Here is a 23298-nt window from a genome sequence, read left to right as displayed (position 1 = left end):
TAATCATATTTAGACAAATCATATAGCGCTCCCCGGGGACGAACCGGGACAGTCTGCAAGATATGCTCCTGCAGCCCAACAAAAAAGTGACGCAAATCAATTTTTTGTTTCGGCGGCAATTCTTCCGAGTAGTCATCATTGCGTTTGCGCGCTAGGACTAGGTTCGTAATTGTCGCGACCTCTATTGCATTGGAAATTATTTAACTTAGAGAGAATGATAGGCTAAAAATTACATCTTGTCAACTCAAGGCCTGATGATGATTAATAATGAAATATAAGATGAAGCGAGATAGTAGTTAATTTAAACTGCTGCTTGATGTGAAAAATGAATGATAGGCTCGTGGGCTTATTTGGTTAAGTATTTTTTGGCAAATTGTTCATAAAATTCAGTTGCTGCGAGGTAATCGGGAATATCAACGTATTCGTCGACTTGGTGGCAGCTGTCATTTCCGGGTCCAATGCTAAACATGGTTGGTGCCGACGGACTATTGACGAATTTAGATGCATCAGTGGTTCCTGACTCGGTGAATAAATTAACTGGGCGTTTTAGAATATTTTCAAGTAACTTTTGGGCTGCTTGGACGTATTCATCGTTTTCGTCACCAGAGACAGCTTCGCCCAAATAATCGTACTGCAATTCAAAATGATGCTGCGGCATTTGGTTGACTTCATTAATTACATCAGTCAATATCGCCTGAATATCTTTGACTGTATAAAATGGATTAATCCGAATATTGCCGCGGGCAACAACCTTGTCGGGCATACTGTTGACCTGATCGCCACCAGAAATCATCGTAATGTTGTGCAGCACAGGGCCTAATTTTTCATGAACTTTTGGTAAATGACGCAACTTTTGATTGGCTAATTGAATGAAGTCGGTCATATTGTCAATGGCATTGAGAACATTCAATTGGGCAGAGTGAGCGACCTTGCCGTAAGAGGTAACGGTGTAGTCAATGTCGCCGTTATTGGAATAAGAAATATCGAGGTTGGAGTCTTCGCCAATGACGATAACGTCCAAATCATCGATAAAACCTTCCTTAGTCAGTTCTTCAGCGCCCCATTGCCCAGTTTCTTCACCAACTGACATTAACAACCGCAATTCACCTGTTAACGGCACATTATCTTCAAGTAAAGACAGCAAGGTCCCAATCATTCCGGCTAATCCGCTCTTCATATCTGTCGTACCGCGGCCGTACATTTTGGTGTCATTATCGTATAATTTGCCGGAAAATGGATCGTCGCGCCAAGCTTCGCGGTTCCCTAGATTAACGACATCCATGTGTCCGGAAAAGCCGAGCTTGAAATTACCGTTGGTAGGTCCAATTGAAATGACACAACTTTCGCGGTCGCCTTGGTAGGGTACACGAGTGATGCGGACGCGATCGCCAAACGGGGCAAACAGCTTAACGACATAATCAACAACCTTTTTTTCGTGGTCGTCAATGGTTTCAATTTGGATTAAATCCTGCAATAACTTAATTTGTCTTTGTTTATCTAACATATTTTTCCCTTACTTTTACAGATAATTATTTGTCTCTAGTAGCAACCTGAACTTGGTTAGCCATTAAGTTGTAGTCTTTACTACCGTCAAGATGTTTTTCAATTAAATTGAAGATTCTGGTAATTGTGAACGTCAAAATCAGGTAAATTGCGGAAATTGTCAGGTAGGTTGGAAAGAACTTGAAAGTTTGACTGGCAATAGTTGAACCAACGAAGAACAGTTCGGAAACAGAAATGATACTCAATACTGACGTATCCTTGATGTTAACGATGAATTCGTTAGTGATTGACGGCAGACAGTTTCTGATAGCTTGCGGCAGAATAATGTGCCACATTCTCTGATTGTGGGTCATTCCCAAGGCACTGGCGGCTTCGAATTGGCCTTGTGGTGTGGAGATAATCCCGCCGCGGATAATTTCGGCTAAGTAAGCACCAGTATTAATGGAAACAATGATTAGAGCGGCCGCGGTACGGTCAATATTAATGTGCCAGAACTGAGCAATACCATAGTAGATAACGGCAGCCTGAACCATCATTGGCGTGCCCCGGAAAATTTCAATATAAACGGATAACAGCCAGTCGACAAACTTTAATGCCCATTTCTTGCCGCTAGTTGTTGGCGTTGGAATGGTGCGAATGATGCCGACAAACAGACCAATGAAGAACCCAGCAATAGTACCGACAGCTGCAAGCAGCAAAGTCATGCCAATCCCGCTCATAATCATGCCGCCATATTGCTTGAGCATGGAAATGAGCCAGCTTTGCTTTTTTCCGTTTTTGCCTTTCTTGGAATCAGTTTTTGGCTGCTCCTTGATGGCTTCGGTCATTAGCTTAGTTCTCTTGGATTTCGAAATTGTAGCTAGGACTTTATTAACTTGCTTGAGCAATTTCGGGTTAGTCTTGGCAACACCAATTGAGGAAACCATCTGTGCCTTAGTGACGTGGAAACCTTTCATCGGATTCAGCGGTACGGCTCTAATGTCGGGGTCAACCATCTTGAAGGAAATCGCTTCGGTTGAATCGGCAATATAACCATCAATGGTACCGGAAATTAAACTTTGCCGCATCGCTGAGAAGTCCTTCATATTAGGCTCTTTTTTAGCGCCAGGCAACTGGTTGATTAACTGATAGTGGAACGTTCCTTGTTGAGCAGTAAGGCGCGCACCCTTAAAGTCAGTTAGCTTTTTAGCATTAAGATACTTGCTGCCAGCCTTAGTGACAACGACAAAAACACCGCTCCAATAAGGATTAGTAAAGTTAATGGCCTTTTCCCGTTCTGGTGTAGGACTCATGCCGGCAATGATTAAGTCGGCCTTGCCGCTGGTTAAAGCAGGCAATAGCCCGTCCCATTCGGTTTTCATGACAACAATTTTTTTGTGCAGCTTTTTACCAATAATTTTGGCTATTTTGACATCATAGCCATTGGCATAGGTGTGAGAACCATCAATGGGTACAGCACCATTGGACTTATCGGTCTGAGTCCAGTTGTTAGGCGAATAATTGGCTTCCATTGCGACTTTGAGGACGCCATCATCTTTTTTGGCAGCACTAGCTTGATTATTATTCAAGCTAAGGCCACTAATTAAAGTGAAAACGACTGCGAATAACGCAACTAGCCATCTGGTTTTTGACTTCATTTTAAAACCTCCAAATTGTTTTAAATAAAGCCAATACAATAAAAGCGTAAATAAAAACCTCACTGCTAAATAGCAATGAGGTTACAAGTGATCATATTTAAACAAATCATATAGCGCTCCCCGGGGACGAACCGGGACAGTCTGCAAGATATGTTCTTGCAGCCCAACCGTGAATTTGCGCTGGACAAATTCACAGTTTCGGCGGTAATTCTTGAGCTAATCGTCATCGCATCAAGCGTGCTCGGATTAGGTTTGTAATTATCGCGACCTCTATTGCATTGGAAATTATTAACTTGGTGAAAATATTAAATTAAATTTTACTGATTGTCAACTATATTATTAAAAATAATTTATTAATATTTAATTTTTAACGACGGGCGTTTTTTCGTATTCCGTCATGTCTTTACCCAAAATTATAAAGACAATCACGGTAATAATCGCAATAAAAGCCGGCAGTAAAAGTGGCTTTTTAAGTAAATCAAAGATGCCGGCAACAATGGTTCCAAAGAAGACATCAAGAAGGGACGTACCAAAAGTAATGAAGCTTGCTTGACCAGACTGAATTGTAACTGCAGTTCGTCTGATGCGCAGCCGCGAAATCCACGTGCTGACGGGGATGCAGGAAAGCATGACGGCGATAATGCAAATGCTCAAACTGTAAACGCTGGGTCTGACGGCAAAGATGATTAGGCATAGAGCAGGTAAGGTGATTAGCATCATACTTTTCTTAAAATTCAAGTTGGTACGTAACACCAGATTGCCCAAGATAGTCCCAACTGCATAATCGACAACCAAATAGACGATCTTGGTATATTCGGGATCAACGCTGCTCCAGAGATAAACCATTAGACTATTAAAGTAGCCCATCAAAAGACTAACAAAGATTGCCAGAATGATTGAGCTGCGCAAACCAGTATTAGCCTTAATCAGCCGGTAAATCTTTTTGATTTGGGCTAAAGTTGAATTGGTTGCTAGGTCATGACCAACAAGGTTTGGGTCATAGTTTTCATCTAATAAACTAGTGGGGATAAAGAACAGCAGGTAGGAAATGCTGCCAACTAGCAATAAAAATTTGTAGATAATTGAACCATCATTAAATTCACTAGCTAGAACATAAGCACAGCCAATTGCCAGATAACTTAAAATTAAGCCAATATTGCCAAAAGTGGTATTCTTACCGATTACCATGTCAACTTGCTCGTCAGGAATGAATCGCTTGGTGGCCCCGTTATATGCGGATTGAGCAAAGAGAGAAATAAAAGTCATAATAACATCGCAGCCAATATAGGCATAAATAAAGTATCTTCCTTTAAATAGGAATGGGATTAGTAGGATTAAGCCAAGTAGGGGATAAGTAACTTGTAAGGCTTTCTTCTTACTGATGTGATCCATAGTAGAACCGACAAAAAGCGTCAAGATGATAACGCCAAAGGATTCTAAGCTGGAAAAGATACTATTGACGGTAACTGACCGTGAAAAAGACGCGATTAAAATTGAGCCGCCGATGCCGACAGCTAGGTCACCAAGATTAGAAATCAATGCCATAATTGGTAAGAGAGAAGAATTACGTACTTTTTTCATATTTAGCTCCTGTAAAAATATTATTCAATAATTATGAACTTAATATGAATAATTTTCAATAACGCTAAATATTTTTTAATATAATTTACTGAATCAATTTGAAATATTTGAATTTCTAATTAGTTGTCTAAAAATACCTGGTAAGGATTGCATTTGAGCTACCAATTGTTCTGCGGTTGATGGTAACGTGTATTTAGTAGATCGTGACTTTCCGTGTACTTCAATTATTTTTTTGCTTAAAAGTGAAGAAAGTGTACTATCAGTAATGTATCTAGAGAAGCCTGTTTGACGTTCTATTTCTTTATGTGAAAGTGAATTAGAGGGACTACTAACAATTGCTTTTAAAACTTTTTGTTCACGATTAGAGATTTCTTTTCCAGAAAAAGAACTTGCATAATCTACTTTCCAGATTTTTAGTTGAGTACCTTTTTCAATACTTGTTTCTATTTCGGGGTGTCTAAAATTATTTTCTACAGAGGAATTAAAAATTTTTTCGCCGCCAACTCCTTCGCGTTCACCGTAATGTGCTTGTGTAAATAGCTTTGAAATAATAGCATTTCTACTTTTGGAATTATGAGTAGTGAAAAAGTCTTCCTTAGGAATTTTCATTTTTCCAGGATTTTCGAATTTATAAAATTTTGGATATTCAGTCAAAATAATGCGACTACCTTCAAAATAATCTGCATGCATCAACATGTTTACAGTTGCTTCACGTAAAGCTGTAAACATGGAACCAAATGTGTCCTTTCTTTGACCGTTTTTGTCTAAACCAAATGGGTTAGGAATGGTTGCTTTAAAATGCTCAATTACTTTAATAAAGAATGTAAATATGTTTAAGTCAGATTCTACAGAAGATATTCTAGACGTCCATCTTTCTTGTTCAGGATGACTTTTATCGTAATATTCCAAAGAAAAGTAAGGGAACTTCTGAATAATTGCATTATTTTTACCAAAAAATAACAAACCTGCATAGGATATACCTTCTTTACCGTCATTATCGCGATCTTTAATTAAAACGCCTATCCTGCGTAAAAAATCTTCTAATTTGTAATTGTTATACTTTTTATATGTCTCTATTCTGGTAAGAACTTTTTTATATAGTTCAATAGAATCAAGATCTAAATCATCAATGCTATAATTTTTAACAACTTTGGTATCTAAACTACTTTCAGATAATCTTGATAAACGTTTGAGATAATCCTCAGTACATTTACGATCGGTACTACCTTGTCTTATGAAAGCTTGAGCAAAATTATCATTTAGATATATTGGTTTATATGTATCGTCAGCTTGCTTGATAGTTATTTCTATAATTTTTTGATTTGCTATCGGAATAATCTTAATATCACTATTTTCAATAGTAGAGTGATTTATTTTATTTTTGTTAGTGTTGCTTGACCAAAAATCATCCAGAACTTTTTGTGTATCTTTGACACCAGTTATTTTAAATTTATGATCTGATAGTTCTTCAACACCTAGGACTAAGATTCCACCGTCAGTATTTTCAAAAGCTGAGATGGTCTCCCAAGCATCTTTGGGAAATGCATTCTTGCTTTTTTTATATTCTAAATGTTCATCTTCTTGAGGTAGCGAATTATTATAGTCTATTATTTTCATAAACAAAATCCTTTTTTTAAAAACCAGCAGAAAACCAGCAGAAAATTAATTACGTAAAACGCTGGATTATAGGGATTCTGCCACAACTTTATAAATTATGGCAGTTTAAACCAGCAGAAAACCAGCAGAAAATTAATTACTTTGTTATACATAATAATTTTATCATTAAACCTAGCCCCAACCATGATTTTTATCATAATCGCGCTTTTTCATTCGCGAGACATAAGGATTGCCACTGACGTAATAACGCAAAGGCTTCTGTGCCCATTCTTGGTTGGATTGATTAATCCCAATTCGCGGACCAGCAATAATTTTAACTGCATGCCTTTTATGAGCATTATCAAGGTCAATGCTAAACGGCGAATCAGTCAAAAAGTGCAGGTTCCAATGTTTATCATGGATGCCAAAGGCCTGCATCATTTTGGCAGGGCCATTGGTTAATAAAACGCCGTCTTTGCCATTGCGATTGATAATCATCTGGTCAATGCCCCATGCGGGTTCAATTGCCCTAATTAAAATTCCTTGTGGCTCGTCCAATTCTTGAGTGGCAACGTCAAAGAAAAAATATTGCCTTTGGCTATAAATATAAATGGTGCCGCCAGCGCGATACAGCCCTTCATTAGCTGGACTGCGGCGGTTATTATAGGAATGAGCAGCGCGGTCGTGAATACCTAAATAGGCCTCGGCTTCAACGATATAGCCGCCCATTAAGTGGTTGCCGTCATTGTAAGTTAACGGGCGGCCGATTAGGTCAGCCGTGATTTTGGCGGTAGAATTGTTAGTAAAATAAGTTGAATAATCCATGTTTCTTTCCTAGTAGTACACGATAAAAATTAAAGAGGTAATTACGATGACAGAAATTAAGTTGGTCCGGATTTATGACCACCAGCAACCTAAAGGCTACCGGATTTTAGTTGATCGACTGTGGCCGCGCGGAATGAGTAAAGTTAAGGCTGATTTAGATGAATGGGCCAAGGAAGTGGGCCCGAGTACTGATTTGCGCAAATGGTTTAATCATGATGATGCGAAGTTTGTGTCTTTTAAAGAGCAATATCTTACTGAATTAGGGGCAAATCCTGCAGTGCCGCAATTTTTAGCATTAGTGAAGACGCAATTGTCTAAAACAGACGTCTTGTTTTTATACGGTGCTAAAAATAAAGAGCACAACCAAACGGTTGTACTCAAAGAATATGTATTGCAATCCCTATAGCTTTTTGTGGCCGTGGCGTTTAACCCGCCAGAAGTGAAAGGCAATTGTCAGTAGGAGAATGCCAAAGACAATCATTGCAAACACCGTGTTAGGCAGTTCGTAATTAAATGGCGGCAGCGACAGCAACAATTTAAGTGCGATAATCCCAATTAAAATGTAGGCCATTGGCTGCAGCTCAGGGATAATGTCCATTAGTTTGATAATGACTTCGGCTACGCCCCGCATGCACAAGATACCGATCATACCGCCGATTAAGACAATTACCGGATTGCTGGACACTGCCAAGGCAGCTAGAACGGAGTCAATTGAAAAGACGATGTCCATGGCTTCAATTGAAATAACTGTGCGCCAGAAAAGGGATAAAACGTGCTTGCCTTTTTTTGTCTGGTGCTTACTAAGCTTAGCTTCCTCCGCCTTTTCTTTTGCGGCTGCCTTTTGCGGGTGACGTTGATCGTAGAAAAACTTAACTGCCAAATAGAAGAGGTAGAAACTGCCGGCTAACTTAATCTCCCAAAAATTAATCAGGTAAGTTCCGATACCGATAACAATAAAGCGAAAAATATATGCGCCCCAAAGACCGTAGAATAATGACTTTTCCTGTTGCTTTTTGTCAGGTAAGGCCTTAGTCTGCGCAGCTAAGACCACGGCGTTGTCAACGGACAACAGACATTCCATTAAAATTAGGGTAAGGATAATCATCCAATCCTTACCGCTAGTTAAGACGTGCAGCCAGTTGCTGGCACTGAAAAACGGCGCGTACATTTTAATAATTGAATTGATAATCGACATCTAAAAACTCTTTTCTAAATTAATCAGGTGCTTTTTATAGTTTTTGCCTAAACGATATTGCCCATAAGTACCATCAGCGTAAATTACCCGATGACAGGGAATAAAAAATAATACTGGATTAAGAGCTACGGCATGAGCAACGGCCCGGACAGCACTAGGCTGGTTAATTGCCTGAGCCAAGTCCTGATAACTAACGGTTTGGCCATAAGGAATTTGCCTTACTTGATTAAGCACTTTTTGCTGCCAAGGGGTGACTATTTGGCTGATACTTAACGGTAAATCAAATTCCTTTCGACTTCCAGTTAAAAACTCGGCTAATTCGCAAAGGTAGGGAGCTAGTTTTGCTGGGTCAGAGAGTAACTTTTCCGGTGGATAAAAATGACTGATTGATAAGGTTGGCAAGTCTTTTTGCCCAACATAGGTTAGACCGTTTTTGTTTGCCATTAGCTCAAACGTCACATGGTCAACGGTCAAATCGGCGTAGTAAAGCATTAGAGTTGTTCAAAAACGTCCAGCGCGTCCGCGATAATTGAAGAAATGCCGGCTGCTGGAATTTCGGTTTTATTAATTGCCCAAACTTTGGCGTTATTTTGCCGGTAAGACAATAATTGGGCGAACGGATAAACGACAAAGCTAGTTCCAGAAATAATTACTAGGTCAGAATTTTGCATGGCGTTAACGGACTTGGATAAATTATCGCCGTTGATGGCTTCACCATAGAGCACGATGCCGGGACGAATGATGCCGCCGCAGTTTTCGTGGCGGAAGCTTTTGGCATATTCTGCGTAAGCAACAGGTTGGTGGCACTTGGTGCAGTAGATATCGTAAAGGCTGCCGTGAAATTCGGTCACGTGCTGGTTGCCGGCTTTTGTATCAAGATGGTCAACGTTTTGGGTAATCAAATCGCCTTTTTCATTGCAAAGCTCAGCGATTTTTTGGTGGATGGCATTAGGTTTGGCATCAGGGAAGTACATGTTATCCATGACAAACTTGTAGAAAAAGTCAGGCCGGCTGTTGAGCGTTTCTGCACTTAAAATAGTCTCGGGACTTTCAGAGACACCGTCGTAAATACCGTTTTTGGAGCGATAGTCGGGGATGCCAGAATGAGTAGAAACGCCAGCACCAGTTAGAAACGTGATGTGCTGGGCTTGGTCAATATCGTGCTTTAATTCAGTTATTTGTTTTGGGTCAATCATTAGTTTTGCACCTTTCTTAAAATCAATTCACTATCTGTAGTTTACTACAATGTGGTTCCAATGAACGAGTTTAGTAAGGTAGACTAGAGGTTTTGAGTTTTTAAACCAGACAAATATTATTTGACAAACTGTACTCTACCTGAGGCCCACATGGCATAGAAAAATAGGATAGCTGAAGTTATCATTCCCAAAGCGAATGCAAGCAAAATAGCAATAGGACCAATAATTCGATGCTTTTGAAAGAAAGTAGCCAGCGGGTCTACTAAAAGCATCAAATAAGTTCCAATCAAAGATACGCTAAAATCAAATAATTTGAACCATGGAATAATTAAAATCCCAATTAATACAATTATCGTGATTAACCACGCGAATTTATATCCTCGAGGATTTAAAATTGCTTCCCGCATAGTGCCTTTATATTTATCTTTTATAATTGACAACTCCAGTCATGTATATACTGCATACATTTTTATATTCTAATAGTATATAAAAGAGGCGATATATATTCAAGTTTGTTTTCATTAGTAGAATTAAGCAAATAAAAATACACGACCCCGATAAAATGATCTGAACCCTAAAATTAGGACAGATTATTAAACTTTAACTTAGGACTAGCTTCCGATATTCTTTCGGAGCTAGTCCTTTTAATTTTATTTTGATTCTTTCGTTATTGTAGTAGTCGATATATTCTCTGATTGCCTGTTCTAATGCAGTTAGATTCTTAAAGTTCTTCTCAAAACCATAAAACATTTCCCGTTTTAAGATACCAAAGAAGCCTTCCATTAACCCATCATCTAGTGAATTACCTTTGCGTGACATTGACTGTTCAATGCCATGATTCTTAAGCCATGCCTGAAAGCTAGCGTGCTGATACTGTCAACCCTGATCGGTATGAAAGACTAAGCCGTTTAATGCTGGATGTTTTTGCCAAGCTAACTTTAACATGTCCATTGTCTGCTTTAAATTAGGACGACGAGAAATAGTATAAGAGATTACTTCTTGAGTACAACCATCAATAATTGGTGACAAATAAGTCTTTTGGCCATTAAGTTTGAATTCAGTCACATCAGAATACCATTTACGATCAGGCAAAACAGAAAAGAAATTACGCCGGATCAAATCAGGCTTAATTGGTCCCTGAGTGCCACGATAACTATTGTATTTCCGCCAGCCTTTGATTCTAATACCATATAATTTCATTTTAGTCATTAATCTTTGGATCTTTTTATGATTAACCTTAATACCTAAATTTTGAATTGTTTGAGCAACACGGCGGTAGCCATAACGCTGATGATTGCTTTCATAGATTTTACGAATTAAGGTCATTAACGGCTGATTTTTGGCATCTTTATCTTTCTTATTAATGGTGTAGTAATAATTACTGCGCGACATATGCGGCAGATCAGGATTAGCGTTAATGGTTTCAAGAATAAAAGTTACACTAACTTTAAGTTCACGTCTTAGGTGGGTAACTGCCAAGGCTATTTCTGCGGCTTTTGGTTCTTGTTCCTTTGGTTGACTAAGACGTGCAATTTTTTTACAAATTCGTTCTCGATAGTAAGTTTTAAGTTCTGTTCCTGTAAGTCTTTGACCTGCTGTTTTAGACGCTGATTTTCCTGCTTGATTAGCTTGTCTTTGGCGTTCATGTTTAGGGCGTCCTTTCGCTTTAATAACGACATTATACCCGTTTTCTTTATAAGAACGCACCCAATTAAGCAGTATTCCTGGGCTCTTAAGTTCTAAATCTAGCGCAACAGTCCTAAAAGATTCGTGACCAATCAGAATGCGTTTAATTGCCTGTTCTTTAAATTCAATTGAATAAGTAGTATAAGACTTATTAAGAATACTAAAACCGTAACGGTCAATTAAAGTAACAAGGTATTTAATGTTTTCAACTCTAATGTTATATCTCAGACTTAATTCTTTAGGACGGATGCCATAGTTCTTCCATAAATTATAAATATCAATTTTGTCTTGTTTAGATAATTTAACCATAATAAAACTCCGAAATTAGATTGTTCTAATTTCGGGGTTCATATCAAAATATCAGAATCGTGTATTAGCAGTTTTTATAATAAAGGAATATCATGCTCGGCACATGTAGTAACCATTTCTTTAGGCCAGATACTTGCTTGGACTTCGCCAATGTGTGCCTTACCCAGCAGCAACATGCATAGTCGTGATTGACCAATGCCGCCGCCGATTGAGTAAGGAAGCTCACCCTTTAGCAGCATTTGGTGGAATGGCAACTTTTCACGGTCAAGGCAGTCAGCTTTTGTTAGTTGTTCGTGCAGACTTTCGGGACTAACGCGAATGCCCATTGAAGAAACTTCCAGCTTTTGTTTGAGAGGTTCATACCAGAAGATTAAGTCGCCGTTTAGTTGCCAGTCATCGTAATCTGGTGCGCGACCATCGTGAGGTTTGCCGCTGCGGTTTAACTTGTCGCCAATCTTCATTAAGAATACGGCTTTTTCTTCCTTGGCAATCTTGTTTTCACGTTCTTCTGGGCTGATGTCTGGCCAGCGGTCTTCCAATTCTTGCGTTGTTACGAAGTGGACTTCGTCAGGCAAGTGATAAGTAGAAGCGGGATAACGTTCAGCACATTCAGCTTCGATTTGCTTAATTGCGGCGTAAATCTTTTGCACGGTTTGCTTCAAGGTTTCAATCGTTCGATCTTCCTTGCTGATGACCTTTTCCCAATCCCATTGGTCAACATAGATGGAGTGGAAGTTATCCATTTCTTCATCGCGGCGAATTGCGTTCATGTTGGTGTAAAGTCCTTCATGCATGCCGAAGTCATACTTCTTCAGCGCCATCCGCTTCCACTTGGCAAGTGAGTGGACAATTTCAATTGTATCGTCCTTAGGCATGTCTTTGGCATCAAAGGCAACGGGTCGTTCAACACCGTTTAAGTTATCGTTTAAACCCGTATCTTTTTCGACAAACATTGGCGCAGACATCCGCTGCAGGTTAAGCTTTTGCGCTAGAATGGTTTGGAATCGTTCCCGAATGAAGACAATAGCTGCTTCAGTGTCGCGAATTGTTAAAGTTGGCTGATATTTTTCTGGCAAAATTAAAGTCATGGTTGTTTACCTCCAAAATTAGGTCAAAGAAAAAAGCCCTTTGTCCAATTGTCAATTCAATAGGACGAAAGGCTTTTTCCGCGGTACCACCTAAATTGCTCAAACTATGAGCCAACTCATGAAGCACTAACATGCTTCACCAGCGTGGTAACGTACTGGGGACGACGCAACCTACTCTAGTAAAATTTCAGTGCGTTGCTAAAAGGGTTTTTCGATAATTCAGGGTCTAGTGCATTCTCACTAACTGCACCTCACTGAATAGAGATAAATTATTTACTCGTCTTTATCATTGCATTTATTTTAATGATATTTAACACTAGTTTTAATAAAATTGCAAGGAAAAATTAATTATATTCGATATGACTATCGAAATTGGGTCACTCTGTTATAATAATAAAGAATAATAGCGAGGAGAATTTTTATGGGAAATTCGACATTTTTATATTTTCTTTTTGATGCTGTAGTGCTTGCCTACACTTGTTACAGCTGGTTCTGGCAAGCAAGTATTGACTTAAAGGGGCGTTATCGAACTTCATCAATTGTCTGGACAGTAATAATCATTTGGGCCGGCTTTGCGTGGGAACTTTTAGAAAAAGGTGATCCGGGCCTGAGTATGTTCCTAGCTATCTTCTTGTTAATGGGAATTATTGATGGCTTTTCCGGTTTAACACCCAAAAGGGCAGTGGTTTCAGGATACATTAGGCGGACAGTTGCTTATCAAGATATTGCTCTAGTAACTTTAATTAAGGTACCCAACCCTAAGAAAAAAATGGTGATTTGCATTCTGACTACTAACAAGCACCAGCAATATTATCTGCGATTTTCTGAAGGGGTTGCGCAAATTATTGCCGTCTTGAAAAATCGCATTGGTCATAATGTTCGAATTGAAGTGCAAGATATTTTATAAATAAAAAAAGCTTTTACAGATAAGTGTAAAAGCTTTTTTCATTCAATTATAAAATCGGTGATAACATTCTGGAAAAACTCTGCAAAGTGCGCAGCCAGCGGCCTTGTTTGGCAATCATGTCTGGTGTAAGCAAAGTTGACTGCTTCATATCTTCTTCAAAGGCATGGGCGACTTCACTGGTGAAGTTCTTGTCATAAAAAATCGCAATATCTTCAAAATTAAGGTCATAAGAACGATAATCTTGGTTCATGGAACCGACAGTTGCAAAGTCGTCATCAACGACAATTGTTTTGGCATGGATAAAGCCATTATTGTAAATATAAATCTTGACGCCATAACGTGACAATTCATTGGCGTACCACTGTGTTGCCCGGTAAATGAATGGATGGTCCGGCTTGCAAGGAATCATAATGCGCAGGTCCACTCCCGACATAGCAATTGTCTGTAGGGTCGCAAACATCGCATCATCAGGAATGAGGTAAGGTGTTTGCAGCCAAAGTCGCGTTTTGGCCTGGGACATTAACTTCATAATTCCGTTGCGCATGTTGGCGTTGTAATGGTCGGGACCATCGGAAATGATTTGCGTTGCGACATCGCCGGGGTGGATTTCATTTTCATCTAAATCAGGGAAAAGCAGGTGGTTAAAGGTAATCAGCTGACTGTCCTTTTGAATTGAAGCATTCCAATCCATGACGAACCGTTCTTGAAGCAGCAGTGAAGCTGAACCAACGATGCGTACCTGACTGTCGCGCCAGTAGCCGAATTTCTTTTTGCGGCTTAAATACTGGTCGCCAATATTGAAACCACCAGTCCATGAAATCCTACCATCGACAACCACAATCTTGCGGTGCAGGTGGTAATTAATCCGGTACCGGGTAATCATGTTGCGTGATGTAACAAAGGGTAGAACCTGTCCGCCGACTTGGCATAATTGGTTAAACCATGACTTGGTTGCCCCCATTGACCCCCAAGCATCGTAAAGGACACGGACAGTCACGCCCTCGCAGGCCTTTCTAATCAATAAATTAAGGATTTCGTTGCCAATATCATCATTATAAAAAGTATAAAATTCCACATTGATGGTTTCACGGGCATTTTTAATATCCCGAATCATATCAGCAAACATTGGCTGCCCGTCAGTATAGAGCTTGACCTGATTGTTCTTGCTTAATGGCGATTCACCTTGGCGATCAAAGAAGTGAACGACCATCTTGGCCTTGTTAGAAGTATCTGATGAGCTAATCTTCTTGGGTGCCTTAGTGATTGACTTTTGGACGTTGCGCAGGCCGATGTGGTGCTGCTTATTAATGGCAAAGATGTTTTCTTGTGAAATTCCACGACCAAAAAAGCCGTACATAATCATTCCGATTACTGGAAAGACAAGTAGGATAATTAGCCAGGCCCACGTTGTTGAAACAGACCGGCGTCTATGAAAGACAATATAAAAGGCGAGAATAGTGTTGGTAATAACGATGATACGCGCAATGTCGCGAAGCAGACTCACGGAAATCCTCCAGAATAATAAAAAAGTTACTGTGTCAGGCCGATAAATTTATCGACAATCTTGATAACGAACGGATTATCATGCATCCAGCTGTGCTCGGCGTATTTTTGCCCACGAATTTCAACTTCGTGGTATGAATGAGCGCCAGGTGCCAGAATGTAGCGAATACTTTTGGCAGAAATAACGGAAATGAACTTGTCGCTGTTGGTGTTGTCTAGGACGTTACCATAGATGTTCAAGACCGAAATGTCGGGATTGAACCGTTTGCGCCTAAGTAAAAGGTAAATGTAATGCGGATTAATTACCTTGGGGCGGCCATTGGCGTTAAGTCCGTTAACGTTAGGAATATCCCCCATGTAGGTAACACCGTCAAATGGTCCGGCAATCAGGGCACACTTAGTTAACCGCGGAAAATTCTTCTTGCGGGAAGTACGCATTTCGGTACGGACAACGCAAGGACAGGCCAATGAATGAGCGACAGCCATGTAATTTTTAAAGTGAAATTTTTGTGCCAGAAAGGGCAGCAGCATGCGCAGATAATAATCAATCGCGTAGATGCCGATTAATCGTTGGCGGAAGACGACTTGAACGATTGGATGTAAGTCATTAGTCCAAGTGCCTTCGAGTTTAAAATTACCTAGTAAATCAATGGTTACTTTAAGATATTTAGGATTATCCTTATCTTTTAAAGCCTGCTTAACCATTACGTTGGTTGTGTAATCGCCGCCGCGAAAGCCGTGAAAGTAGAGCACTGGTATTTGTTCAAAATCGTCAGTTTTTTCTTCAATTACAGCCTTGTTGTCAATGTGCTTTTTGTGCAAGTGCAAGAGCGGCCTAGTGGGAGCAATGCTGGCCAAAATTGCCAAAAGGAGCATATTAAACCGACTGGGTTCTTCAGATAGATTATGTTTGCGATTTTTTTCTGCTTCTTCCTTATATTTTTTGGTATTGAAGAACATTGCGCCCACCTTTAAAATAATAATTAATTACATTCTAACATTGCTAACAACTTTTTAGTAAATGAGGTACATATGAAATTTTACGCCGTAAAAAAAGGCCGTGTTCCTGGGATTTATCGTACGTGGGATGCAGCCAAAAAGCAAGTCGATGGGTTTTCTAATGCAGTTTATAAATCCTTTAAGGAAGAGGCTGATGCAATAGAATACATGGACTGGCCGCAAAATAAATCATCACAGCAAATTGGAAAAGTTGCAGGACCTAAGCCAGCCCACAAAAATATTGCTTCAAGTAAGCCACTTCCTGAGAGCGAAGATACATTAGAAAATGCGCTTGCTAAAATTCAAGATTTTAATAAGCAGGTTAAGTCCCAGCCGTCAACTAAGCCGGCAATTAAAAAAGCACCCAAGAAAACTCGGGTGCAAGATACGCGGACTTATTTTGCGACAACTTATACAGATGGCGGGACACGTAATACCGGCAATTATAAGGGTGGCCACGTTAAGTCGACGGACAAGGCAGCGTGGGCTTACCTAATCGAATGGCAGGAAAAAGACCAGTCCAAGTCAACTTATGGCACAAACGGTGAATTTGGCGCCACTAACAATAAGATGGAATTGACCGCCTTAATTGAAGCTCTCAAAAAGTTGCTTGAACTAAAGTTTAATACCAAACCGCTTTTGTTTGTGCTAGATTCACAATATGTCTTAAATCCAATTACCAAGGGCTGGCTTAAAAATTGGAAAAGGCAGGGCTGGCACAAGAGTTCTAAGGGCGAAATTGCCAACTTAGCTGGTTGGCAGGAATTAGATGGCTTGCTTAACCAGTTCACCGATACCCATTTTGAATGGACTAAGGGTCATGCCAATAATCGCGGTAATGAGTTTGTCGACCATACTTTGAATAAGTTTATGGATCAGATGTAGTTACTTGATAGTGACAATCGTACCGCCAAACAAATGACCAAAGAAGCTGGTAATATTATCCCAGAGCTGCTGGAACCAATTGCGGTTTTCTTGAGTATTGAGCTTATTGAAAATATCCTTGGCATTCTTTTCAATCCCTTTAGAAAGGGTGGCAGCCTGTTCTTTGAAGTTGTGGTTCTTTAAAGCTCCAGAATCACGGACCTCAATCAGCACATTAATGATTTGTTGCTTTTGATTGTTATTAATAGTGTTGCCAAGGTGGTTGATGTTGATTTGATTATTAACAATATCGTGAATTTGACTGTCGGAAATGTTGTTGCCGATCTTGCCCATTTCTTGCTTGGCACCAGCAATGGCGTTGTTTAATTGGGCATCGGTGTAACCATCTTTACCCTTATTTTCCTTAGTGATTTTGCTTAAAGTGCCCATCTCATCTTGGGCCGCATTCACTTGGCTTTGGTTTAAATGGTTGCCGGTCTTGGCATAAGCGGCATAGACTCCAGCTAAAGCTCCAGAGCCATCAATCGGCACGGCACTGGTGACATAAATGTTGGCGTCGGCAATTCCGGCAGTTAAGGCGGCGTTCTTGTATTGGTTAGCGGTAATTGTTGTAATGTTGTTATTACCCTTGTAATCTAAGATTTGCACATTGATGCCGCTGCCGCTCGCTGTCTTTTGGATCATTGCACTTGACCAAACTCCTGAACTGGTAGTGAAATTATCGCCTGAAGGATTAAGGTACTTGACAAGGTCGGAGCCATCAATTGTGATTGTTTGGTAGCTGGCCCCGTTAAGTGGCTCGGTCAAGGTCTTCAGGGTACCGTCACGCTGAGTATCAGTTAATGACGTACCTAAGCAGACAATTGGCAAGTCATCAGCCTTGACCGTTTGTCTGGGCACAAAAACTGCACAAATTGCAGCTAGAGAAACGATTAATGTTGTTATTATCGAAATTGTTTTTTTCATAAGAATCTTAACTCCTTTTGATGTCTTAATTATAATAGGTACTCATAGTAAAAGGTCAAGTTACGATTTCGTGTCGTTTATTTTACGTTTTTTTAATATCTTAGATGGTATAATAAACATAATATTGAGGAGGACATATGCTCGAGCAACCTGAATTAACTATCATTATGCCAGTGTACAATGTTGCTAAGTATCTAGCGCGGGCGCTAGATCACTTGGCGGTGCAAAATGACATGAACTTTAAGCTGCTGGTTGTCAATGATGGCTCAACAGATAATACACGTGAAATAGCTGAGAGCTATCAAGATCGCTTTCGCTATTTTAAAATTATTAATAAACCAAACGGCGGTTTGTCCGATGCCCGTAATGTCGGCCTAGCAAACGTTGATACCCCGTATGTGACTTTTCATGATGGTGATGATTGGGTTGATCCCGATTATACGGCGTTTTTTGTGCGAGCTTTTCATGCTCATCCGGATGCGGCCATGGTTTCGTGCGGCTTTTGGCTGGATTATGAAAATAAATCGGGTTCAATTCCAGCAACGAAAAAGGTCGTTCACGGGATGAAGCCGAAGTTTAGGACGTATCAATTGGTCAGCAATCCCTTAGGTTCATTATTCAACAACCGGATTTTGGCAACGTCAGTTAAGGGCTACACATGGAATAAGGGTTATAAAATCGCGGTCATTCGCCAGCATCATTTGCAGTTTGTGGAAGATCTCGCCTTTATGGAGGACCAGATATTCAATGTCCAATATTTGTCACTGACTGAGGGGTTCTATTGCGATAGTCGACCGCTGTATCATTATTGGCAGCGTAAGGACAGTATGGTGCACAATTTTAACCTAAAAATGATCCCGGATGACTTCAAGGCTAATTATTTTGTAGCTAAAATTGTGGCAAACAGTTTGTGGCATGAGCATCATCACAAGCAGCAAAAGCAGCACTTAGTTGAGGCAAGTGAGAGGGATAGGCAATGAGAGAAAAGGTTAACGGCAACGAACTCTACTATAATAAATTAGGTCAGGGTGCGCCGCTTTTATTATTGCATGGTCACCACTTAGATGGCGGGATGTTCGACCAAGTGGTAGCACCACTATCGCTTTATTACACGGTTTATGTGCTGGATATGCGTGGTCATGGCCTAAGTCAAGGCGAGGTTGCCGAGCATTACCAAACAGAAGTTGAGGATTTGGCGGCTTTTATTAAGCAGGTCGATATTCGTGGCTGCTATTGCTTTGGCTTTGATGCCGGTGGACTTGTTGCCATGATGCTTGCCAGTCAAGACCAGCAGATTTTTAAAAAGTTAATGGTTGCCGGCGTCTTCGTTAATGGTAACGGCATTCGGTCTTACCATTACTTAACTGAGGGCGTCTTGCGCTACTTGCATTTTGACCGTGACAGTCAGGTGGAATTAACCGAGAGCTTTATGTCCGTTGACAGCTTAAAGGCAATAACAATTCCAACTTATTGCGTTGTCGGCGAGAAGGATTGGGTCAAGGTTGACCATGTCCGCTGGTATAGCCAGATAATTCCGCAAGGGCAGCTATTAGTCATGCCGCGGCAGAAGCATGACGGCTATGCGGTAAATAGTTTTAAATTATTGAATTTGATGGAAGACTTTTTCAAATAAAGCTGGGTGTAATACTCAGCTTTTTTGTTAGAATTTATCCCTTTCCTAGTCAGGAAGAGTGTTTTTTGGTTATAATAGACGAAAAGATAGTATTTTTTGATAAAGAGGTAGCTATGAACAAGGAAGAAATCTTGGAATTAATGCATCCAATGAAGTTGATTGGCTTGGGCGGAAATCCGGCTTTAAATGAGAAAATCGCGACAATTTTGAAAAAGCCGTTGATTGAGACTGCGGTTCAACATTTTAGCGATGGAGAAATTCAAGTAAATATCGGCGAAAGTGTTAGAGGCTGTGACGTTTTTGTTATCCAATCAATTCAAGATCCAGTTAACGAAAACTTTATGGAATTGGAAATCACATTAGATGCTTTACATCGCGCATCAGCTCACCAGGTTAACGTAGTAGTGCCATACTTGGCATACTCACGTTCTGATACCAAGACGCGTTCGCGTGAACCAATTACTGCTAAATTAGTTGCTAACTTGTTGCAGTTGACAGGCATGGATCACTTAATTGCACTTGATTTGCATGCTTCACAAATTCAAGGTTTTTATAATGTACCAGTTGACCACTTGCACGCACTGCCGCTTTTGGGTCAATACTTTTTGGATAATGGGATTGCTTCTAAAGATGATGACGATTTGGTAATTGTTTCACCTGACCATTCTGGTGCTAAATTGGCCCGGAACTTTGGCCAAATTTTTAATGCCCCAATTGCAATTGTTGACCAGCGTCATGCTCGCTATGATGAAGATGTGCATGACATGATTGGTGATGTTAAGGATAAAAAGTGTATTGTTGTTGATGACTTAATCGATACCGGTTCACGGATTGCTTCTTCAACTAAGTCAGTCATGGCTGCAGGTGCTAAGAAGGTTTACGTTGCTGCAACTCATGCATTATTGTCACAAGATGCGACAGAAGTTTTGAATGAGCTGCCAATTGAGCAGATTGTTGTCACTGATACAATCAAGCATAAGCGCTATCCAGACAGAATGGTTCGGATTTCAGTTGATTTGCTTTTAGCACGAGGAATTAACTGTGTTTATAATGACCGCTCAATGCACTCAATTAATGAAAGCGATTTTAAATAAAAAGCAACTAATAATGTAAATTATTTTCTATACTGTAATACTTCTCTGACAAAGAACAAATATAAATCTAATTATGAGACTTTTAATTAATATTAGTACATATTTGTTTATTTATTCCACATCATTGTTATAATAAAACAAGATGTATAGGAAAACGGAGAGAGAAAAATTATGGCAAGAAGAAAAAATTTAGAGAGACGAAGAATAATACTAAGTAATACATTTCATTTAATTAGAGAAAATGGAATGGATAATGTTTCTTTTCAAATGATTGCAGAGAAGTCGGGGATTTCCAAGTCCTTGCTGCAGTCGTATTATTCACATAAGTCTAAATTGATTGATGACGTTGTTCGCAATCTGCTCAACACCTTGGATCAACAAGTTGAGAAGTTTAACCAAACTGATGATAGTGATATTTGTGCTAGAACAAAGGCATTTATCTACACGATTGCGAAATTAGGAGTTTATGATCGCGGGCTAGATCGCATCATTTCCGAAGTCTTCATGAGTAATGAAACGCTTGATAACTGGAGTCGAATGTTAAACGGCTGGATTGAAAACAACCGCTTGTTTGCTGAGGATAATTATGATCTTGATGATGTGCAGACAGGTATTGCTTTTGTAGTTACCGGTGTTGGCCGACTTTATCATGATCGTGATTTACGCGGTTTATCAGCAGAACAAATGGCAGACTATGCGACTAGCTCATTAATGTTTAGCTTTTTGCATTGTTCACCTAAGCAAATCGAAACTGCACTTGATGATGGGCATAGAATTATCGCTTCAATCGATATTAAAAAGATCCATCACGCAATTGATACCATGTTTGCTGAAGGTAAAGAAATTGTGTGTTAGAAGGGAATAATATGGTAAATGGCGCGCGAACTGGTTTGCGCAGAGTAAATCAAGAGCAGAACACCCAATATAAAAAGGTGCTGTCCTTTATGATTTTCCTAATTGTGACGCTGATTATGATTACTGGGACTTTTTTAAATCCTTTGTTTATGAAAGGGCAAATTAGAACCAGCAACAATGAAGCAGTTGTGGTTAGGCAAGTTAATCGTCATTTTGACACGTTGGCGGAAGCAATTGGCGCTAATCAGAGTGGCAACTCGAATTTATTAACCAGCAAGCAAACCCAGCCAATTGCAGATCACATTATTGATTACACATTTGGCCTTCATTGGTTCAAGTTTGATAATCTGAGGCTAGCCAAGCAGATTTTGCATGATATTGATTTAAATATCGATCAAGGCTCGTCTAGTAATGCGCAATTGGTCCAGGAAAAATTAAAAAAGCAAAAAGATAATGCACCGCATGAAGTGGTTGCAGCCTTTAGTCTGAATACGATTAGAGTTGGTGCTAATATTGCACTGATCTTGCTCATTATGAATATTGTAATTATCGTAGTGACGATTATTAGTCTGAAGTCATTAATTGAAGAAATGATGACAATGATGACTACTAAGATGCTCATTCATGATGTTACTGCTGCAGGAATGTGGGCTGGTTTCTGGCTGATTTTGATTGCTGGCTTGCTGGCCTTAATTCCAGTTGTATTCAATGTTAGTGGCTTAGCCGTTTTGGGTTATGTACTTGAGATTGGCAGCAGTATCTTTTTGGATTTTGTAATTGCTGGCGTCATTGTCTATATTCTGAGTACTATTCCGTGGGAAATTACCTCACCGAATAATTAATAAGAAGGTCCTGTTTTTAAGTAAACAGGATCTTTTTTGGTAAGGAAAAACTTAGTTTAAAAGTATAAAATAAAAATTTGAATAGTTAGTTAGCATGGAATTAATTAGGAGGGATTATGGCAGTTGAGTTTATTCCGGCAAAGCAGGAGGATTTACCAGCAATAGTTGCAATTTATAATCAAAATATCACTAGTAAAAGTGTGACCGCGGATTTGCAGCCAGTTAGTGTCGATCAGCGTCAAGAATGGTTCAATGACCATAATAAGAAGCGACCATTATGGATAATTGAGGTTAATAACCAACTTGCTGGGTGGCTGAGTTTAGAGTCCTTTTATGGAAGAGCAGCTTATCACGCAACGGTTGAAATTAGTATCTATCTTGACCGCAAATTTCAACACCAAGGCTTGGGCACTAAGGCGCTAGCATATGCGGCGGCGCAGACTAAGCAGCTAGAGATTAACACTATTCTGGCTTATATTTTTGGCACTAACAAGGCAAGTCAGGCCTTATTTAAGGCAGCTGGTTATCAAGTTTACGGTCACTTGCCTAAGGTTGCCGATATGGATGGTCGACTGATTGACCTAGACATTTTAGGTAAAAAATTTGGGTAATATTTCAGTGACTTAATAAAAATAATTTAACGATAACAAGCAGCTATTATTTTTGCTATAATCATTGTTGAACAATGTAATAAAAGTTTTAAAGGGCGGTGGCTGTTTAATTCCGAGGAGATGGTTGTCTATGGAAACATGGAACAAATTATTGAAAGGGTTAGCAGTTAATGAGCACGTTCGATGCAATTTCTTTGATGTTGCAATTAAGTTTAGTTTTGCTGGCGCTATTGATGTATATCAACAGCAACCATCACGACAAATGATTGTAACAAAAAAGACCGTCCCAATCATAACTTTGGCGAGTTATGGGATAGTCTTCTGACAAACTTATAATTTTAGCCACCGCTCTTAAAGGCGGAGTTGCTTGTTCAAAGAAGTTCTATT

At 39.7% G+C, this 23298-nt stretch carries 22 protein-coding genes, 1 pseudogene, 1 riboswitch and 1 other annotated feature; of the genes and pseudogenes, 9 read left to right on the top strand and 14 right to left on the bottom strand.

What is annotated here, in order from left to right:
* Positions 1 to 15 precede the first annotated feature (15 nt).
* Positions 16 to 192: riboswitch (Lysine riboswitch) on the bottom strand.
* A gap of 154 nt (positions 193 to 346) precedes the next feature.
* The 5 genes from PT278_RS05885 to PT278_RS05865 form a co-directional block, all read right to left on the bottom strand.
* Positions 347 to 1504, bottom strand: coding sequence for an ArgE/DapE family deacylase (locus tag PT278_RS05885; RefSeq protein WP_277130943.1), 1158 nt, complete (start codon positions 1502 to 1504; stop codon positions 347 to 349).
* A gap of 25 nt (positions 1505 to 1529) precedes the next feature.
* Positions 1530 to 3140, bottom strand: a complete 1611-nt coding sequence (locus PT278_RS05880; RefSeq protein ID WP_277130941.1) for an ABC transporter substrate-binding protein/permease — start codon at positions 3138 to 3140, stop codon at positions 1530 to 1532.
* A 360-nt stretch (positions 3141 to 3500) separates the two neighbouring features.
* A complete protein-coding gene (locus PT278_RS05875; protein ID WP_277130939.1) occupies positions 3501 to 4721 on the bottom strand; it encodes a hypothetical protein in 1221 nt (406 codons plus the stop codon).
* A gap of 93 nt (positions 4722 to 4814) precedes the next feature.
* Entirely contained in the window at positions 4815 to 6338 is a 1524-nt protein-coding gene (locus tag PT278_RS05870) for an RNA-binding domain-containing protein (protein WP_277130937.1), read from the bottom strand.
* 171 nt (positions 6339 to 6509) lie between these two features.
* A complete protein-coding gene (locus PT278_RS05865) occupies positions 6510 to 7142 on the bottom strand; it encodes a DNA-3-methyladenine glycosylase (protein WP_277130935.1) in 633 nt (210 codons plus the stop codon).
* A gap of 46 nt (positions 7143 to 7188) precedes the next feature.
* Between PT278_RS05865 and PT278_RS05860 the strand changes: the two genes are divergently transcribed.
* Entirely contained in the window at positions 7189 to 7548 is a 360-nt protein-coding gene (locus PT278_RS05860; RefSeq protein ID WP_277130934.1) for a DUF488 family protein, read from the top strand.
* Here the strand turns inward: PT278_RS05860 and PT278_RS05855 are convergent.
* From PT278_RS05855 to asnA, 6 genes and pseudogenes are all read right to left on the bottom strand, one after another.
* Entirely contained in the window at positions 7543 to 8337 is a 795-nt protein-coding gene (locus PT278_RS05855) for a TerC family protein (protein ID WP_277130932.1), read from the bottom strand. The two genes, PT278_RS05860 and PT278_RS05855, sit on opposite strands and share 6 nt — an antisense overlap.
* Complete coding sequence (locus tag PT278_RS05850) at positions 8338 to 8781, bottom strand: methylated-DNA--[protein]-cysteine S-methyltransferase (RefSeq protein WP_277130930.1); 444 nt, start codon at positions 8779 to 8781, stop codon at positions 8338 to 8340.
* A 47-nt stretch (positions 8782 to 8828) separates the two neighbouring features.
* Complete coding sequence (locus PT278_RS05845) at positions 8829 to 9533, bottom strand: NAD-dependent protein deacylase (protein WP_277130928.1); 705 nt, start codon at positions 9531 to 9533, stop codon at positions 8829 to 8831.
* A gap of 116 nt (positions 9534 to 9649) precedes the next feature.
* Complete coding sequence (locus PT278_RS05840) at positions 9650 to 9940, bottom strand: hypothetical protein (RefSeq protein WP_277130926.1); 291 nt, start codon at positions 9938 to 9940, stop codon at positions 9650 to 9652.
* 193 nt (positions 9941 to 10133) lie between these two features.
* Positions 10134 to 11528 (bottom strand): annotated as a pseudogene (locus PT278_RS05835) (IS3 family transposase).
* Positions 11529 to 11602: 74 nt separating this feature from the next.
* Positions 11603 to 12616 (bottom strand): aspartate--ammonia ligase, encoded by a 1014-nt coding sequence (gene asnA, locus PT278_RS05830; RefSeq protein WP_277130924.1) that lies wholly within the window; start codon positions 12614 to 12616, stop codon positions 11603 to 11605.
* A 57-nt stretch (positions 12617 to 12673) separates the two neighbouring features.
* Positions 12674 to 12915, bottom strand: a binding site (T-box leader).
* 122 nt (positions 12916 to 13037) lie between these two features.
* Here asnA and PT278_RS05825 point away from each other — a divergent pair.
* The gene (locus PT278_RS05825) at positions 13038 to 13523 is read left to right on the top strand and encodes a hypothetical protein (RefSeq protein WP_277130922.1); all 486 of its coding nucleotides are present in this window, start codon (positions 13038 to 13040) and stop codon (positions 13521 to 13523) included.
* 46 nt (positions 13524 to 13569) lie between these two features.
* On the opposite strand, the gene cls is transcribed toward PT278_RS05825, so the two are convergent.
* Positions 13570 to 15027, bottom strand: coding sequence for a cardiolipin synthase (gene cls / locus PT278_RS05820; RefSeq protein ID WP_277130921.1), 1458 nt, complete (start codon positions 15025 to 15027; stop codon positions 13570 to 13572).
* A gap of 26 nt (positions 15028 to 15053) precedes the next feature.
* Positions 15054 to 15986: an alpha/beta hydrolase gene (locus PT278_RS05815; RefSeq protein ID WP_277130920.1), complete on the bottom strand. Its 933-nt coding sequence runs from the start codon at positions 15984 to 15986 to the stop codon at positions 15054 to 15056.
* A 72-nt stretch (positions 15987 to 16058) separates the two neighbouring features.
* On the opposite strand from PT278_RS05815, the gene PT278_RS05810 reads away from it, so the two are divergent.
* The gene (locus tag PT278_RS05810; RefSeq protein ID WP_277130919.1) at positions 16059 to 16910 is read left to right on the top strand and encodes a viroplasmin family protein; all 852 of its coding nucleotides are present in this window, start codon (positions 16059 to 16061) and stop codon (positions 16908 to 16910) included.
* On the opposite strand, the gene PT278_RS05805 is transcribed toward PT278_RS05810, so the two are convergent.
* On the bottom strand, positions 16911 to 17876 hold the full coding sequence (locus tag PT278_RS05805) for a DUF1002 domain-containing protein (protein WP_277130918.1): 966 nt from the start codon (positions 17874 to 17876) through the stop codon (positions 16911 to 16913).
* A gap of 137 nt (positions 17877 to 18013) precedes the next feature.
* On the opposite strand from PT278_RS05805, the gene PT278_RS05800 reads away from it, so the two are divergent.
* From PT278_RS05800 to PT278_RS05775, 6 genes are all read left to right on the top strand, one after another.
* Positions 18014 to 18856 carry a glycosyltransferase family A protein gene (locus PT278_RS05800; protein WP_277130917.1) on the top strand — a complete coding sequence of 281 codons (843 nt, stop codon included), beginning with the start codon at positions 18014 to 18016 and terminating at the stop codon, positions 18854 to 18856.
* The gene (locus PT278_RS05795) at positions 18853 to 19509 is read left to right on the top strand and encodes an alpha/beta hydrolase (protein ID WP_277130916.1); all 657 of its coding nucleotides are present in this window, start codon (positions 18853 to 18855) and stop codon (positions 19507 to 19509) included. Before PT278_RS05800 ends, PT278_RS05795 begins: the two co-directional genes overlap by 4 nt.
* Positions 19510 to 19622: 113 nt before the next feature.
* Positions 19623 to 20603, top strand: a complete 981-nt coding sequence (locus PT278_RS05790; RefSeq protein WP_277130915.1) for a ribose-phosphate pyrophosphokinase — start codon at positions 19623 to 19625, stop codon at positions 20601 to 20603.
* Between the two features lie 171 nt (positions 20604 to 20774).
* Positions 20775 to 21458: a TetR/AcrR family transcriptional regulator gene (locus PT278_RS05785; protein ID WP_277130914.1), complete on the top strand. Its 684-nt coding sequence runs from the start codon at positions 20775 to 20777 to the stop codon at positions 21456 to 21458.
* Positions 21459 to 21469: 11 nt separating this feature from the next.
* Complete coding sequence (locus tag PT278_RS05780; RefSeq protein ID WP_277130913.1) at positions 21470 to 22300, top strand: hypothetical protein; 831 nt, start codon at positions 21470 to 21472, stop codon at positions 22298 to 22300.
* Positions 22301 to 22416: 116 nt separating this feature from the next.
* A complete protein-coding gene (locus PT278_RS05775) occupies positions 22417 to 22911 on the top strand; it encodes a GNAT family N-acetyltransferase (RefSeq protein WP_277130912.1) in 495 nt (164 codons plus the stop codon).
* Positions 22912 to 23298 lie beyond the last annotated feature (387 nt).

It is taken from the genome of Lactobacillus sp. ESL0703 (assembly GCF_029433435.1).
Lineage (GTDB): Bacteria > Bacillota > Bacilli > Lactobacillales > Lactobacillaceae > Lactobacillus.
This window is presented reverse-complemented; position numbering and strand designations above follow the sequence as displayed.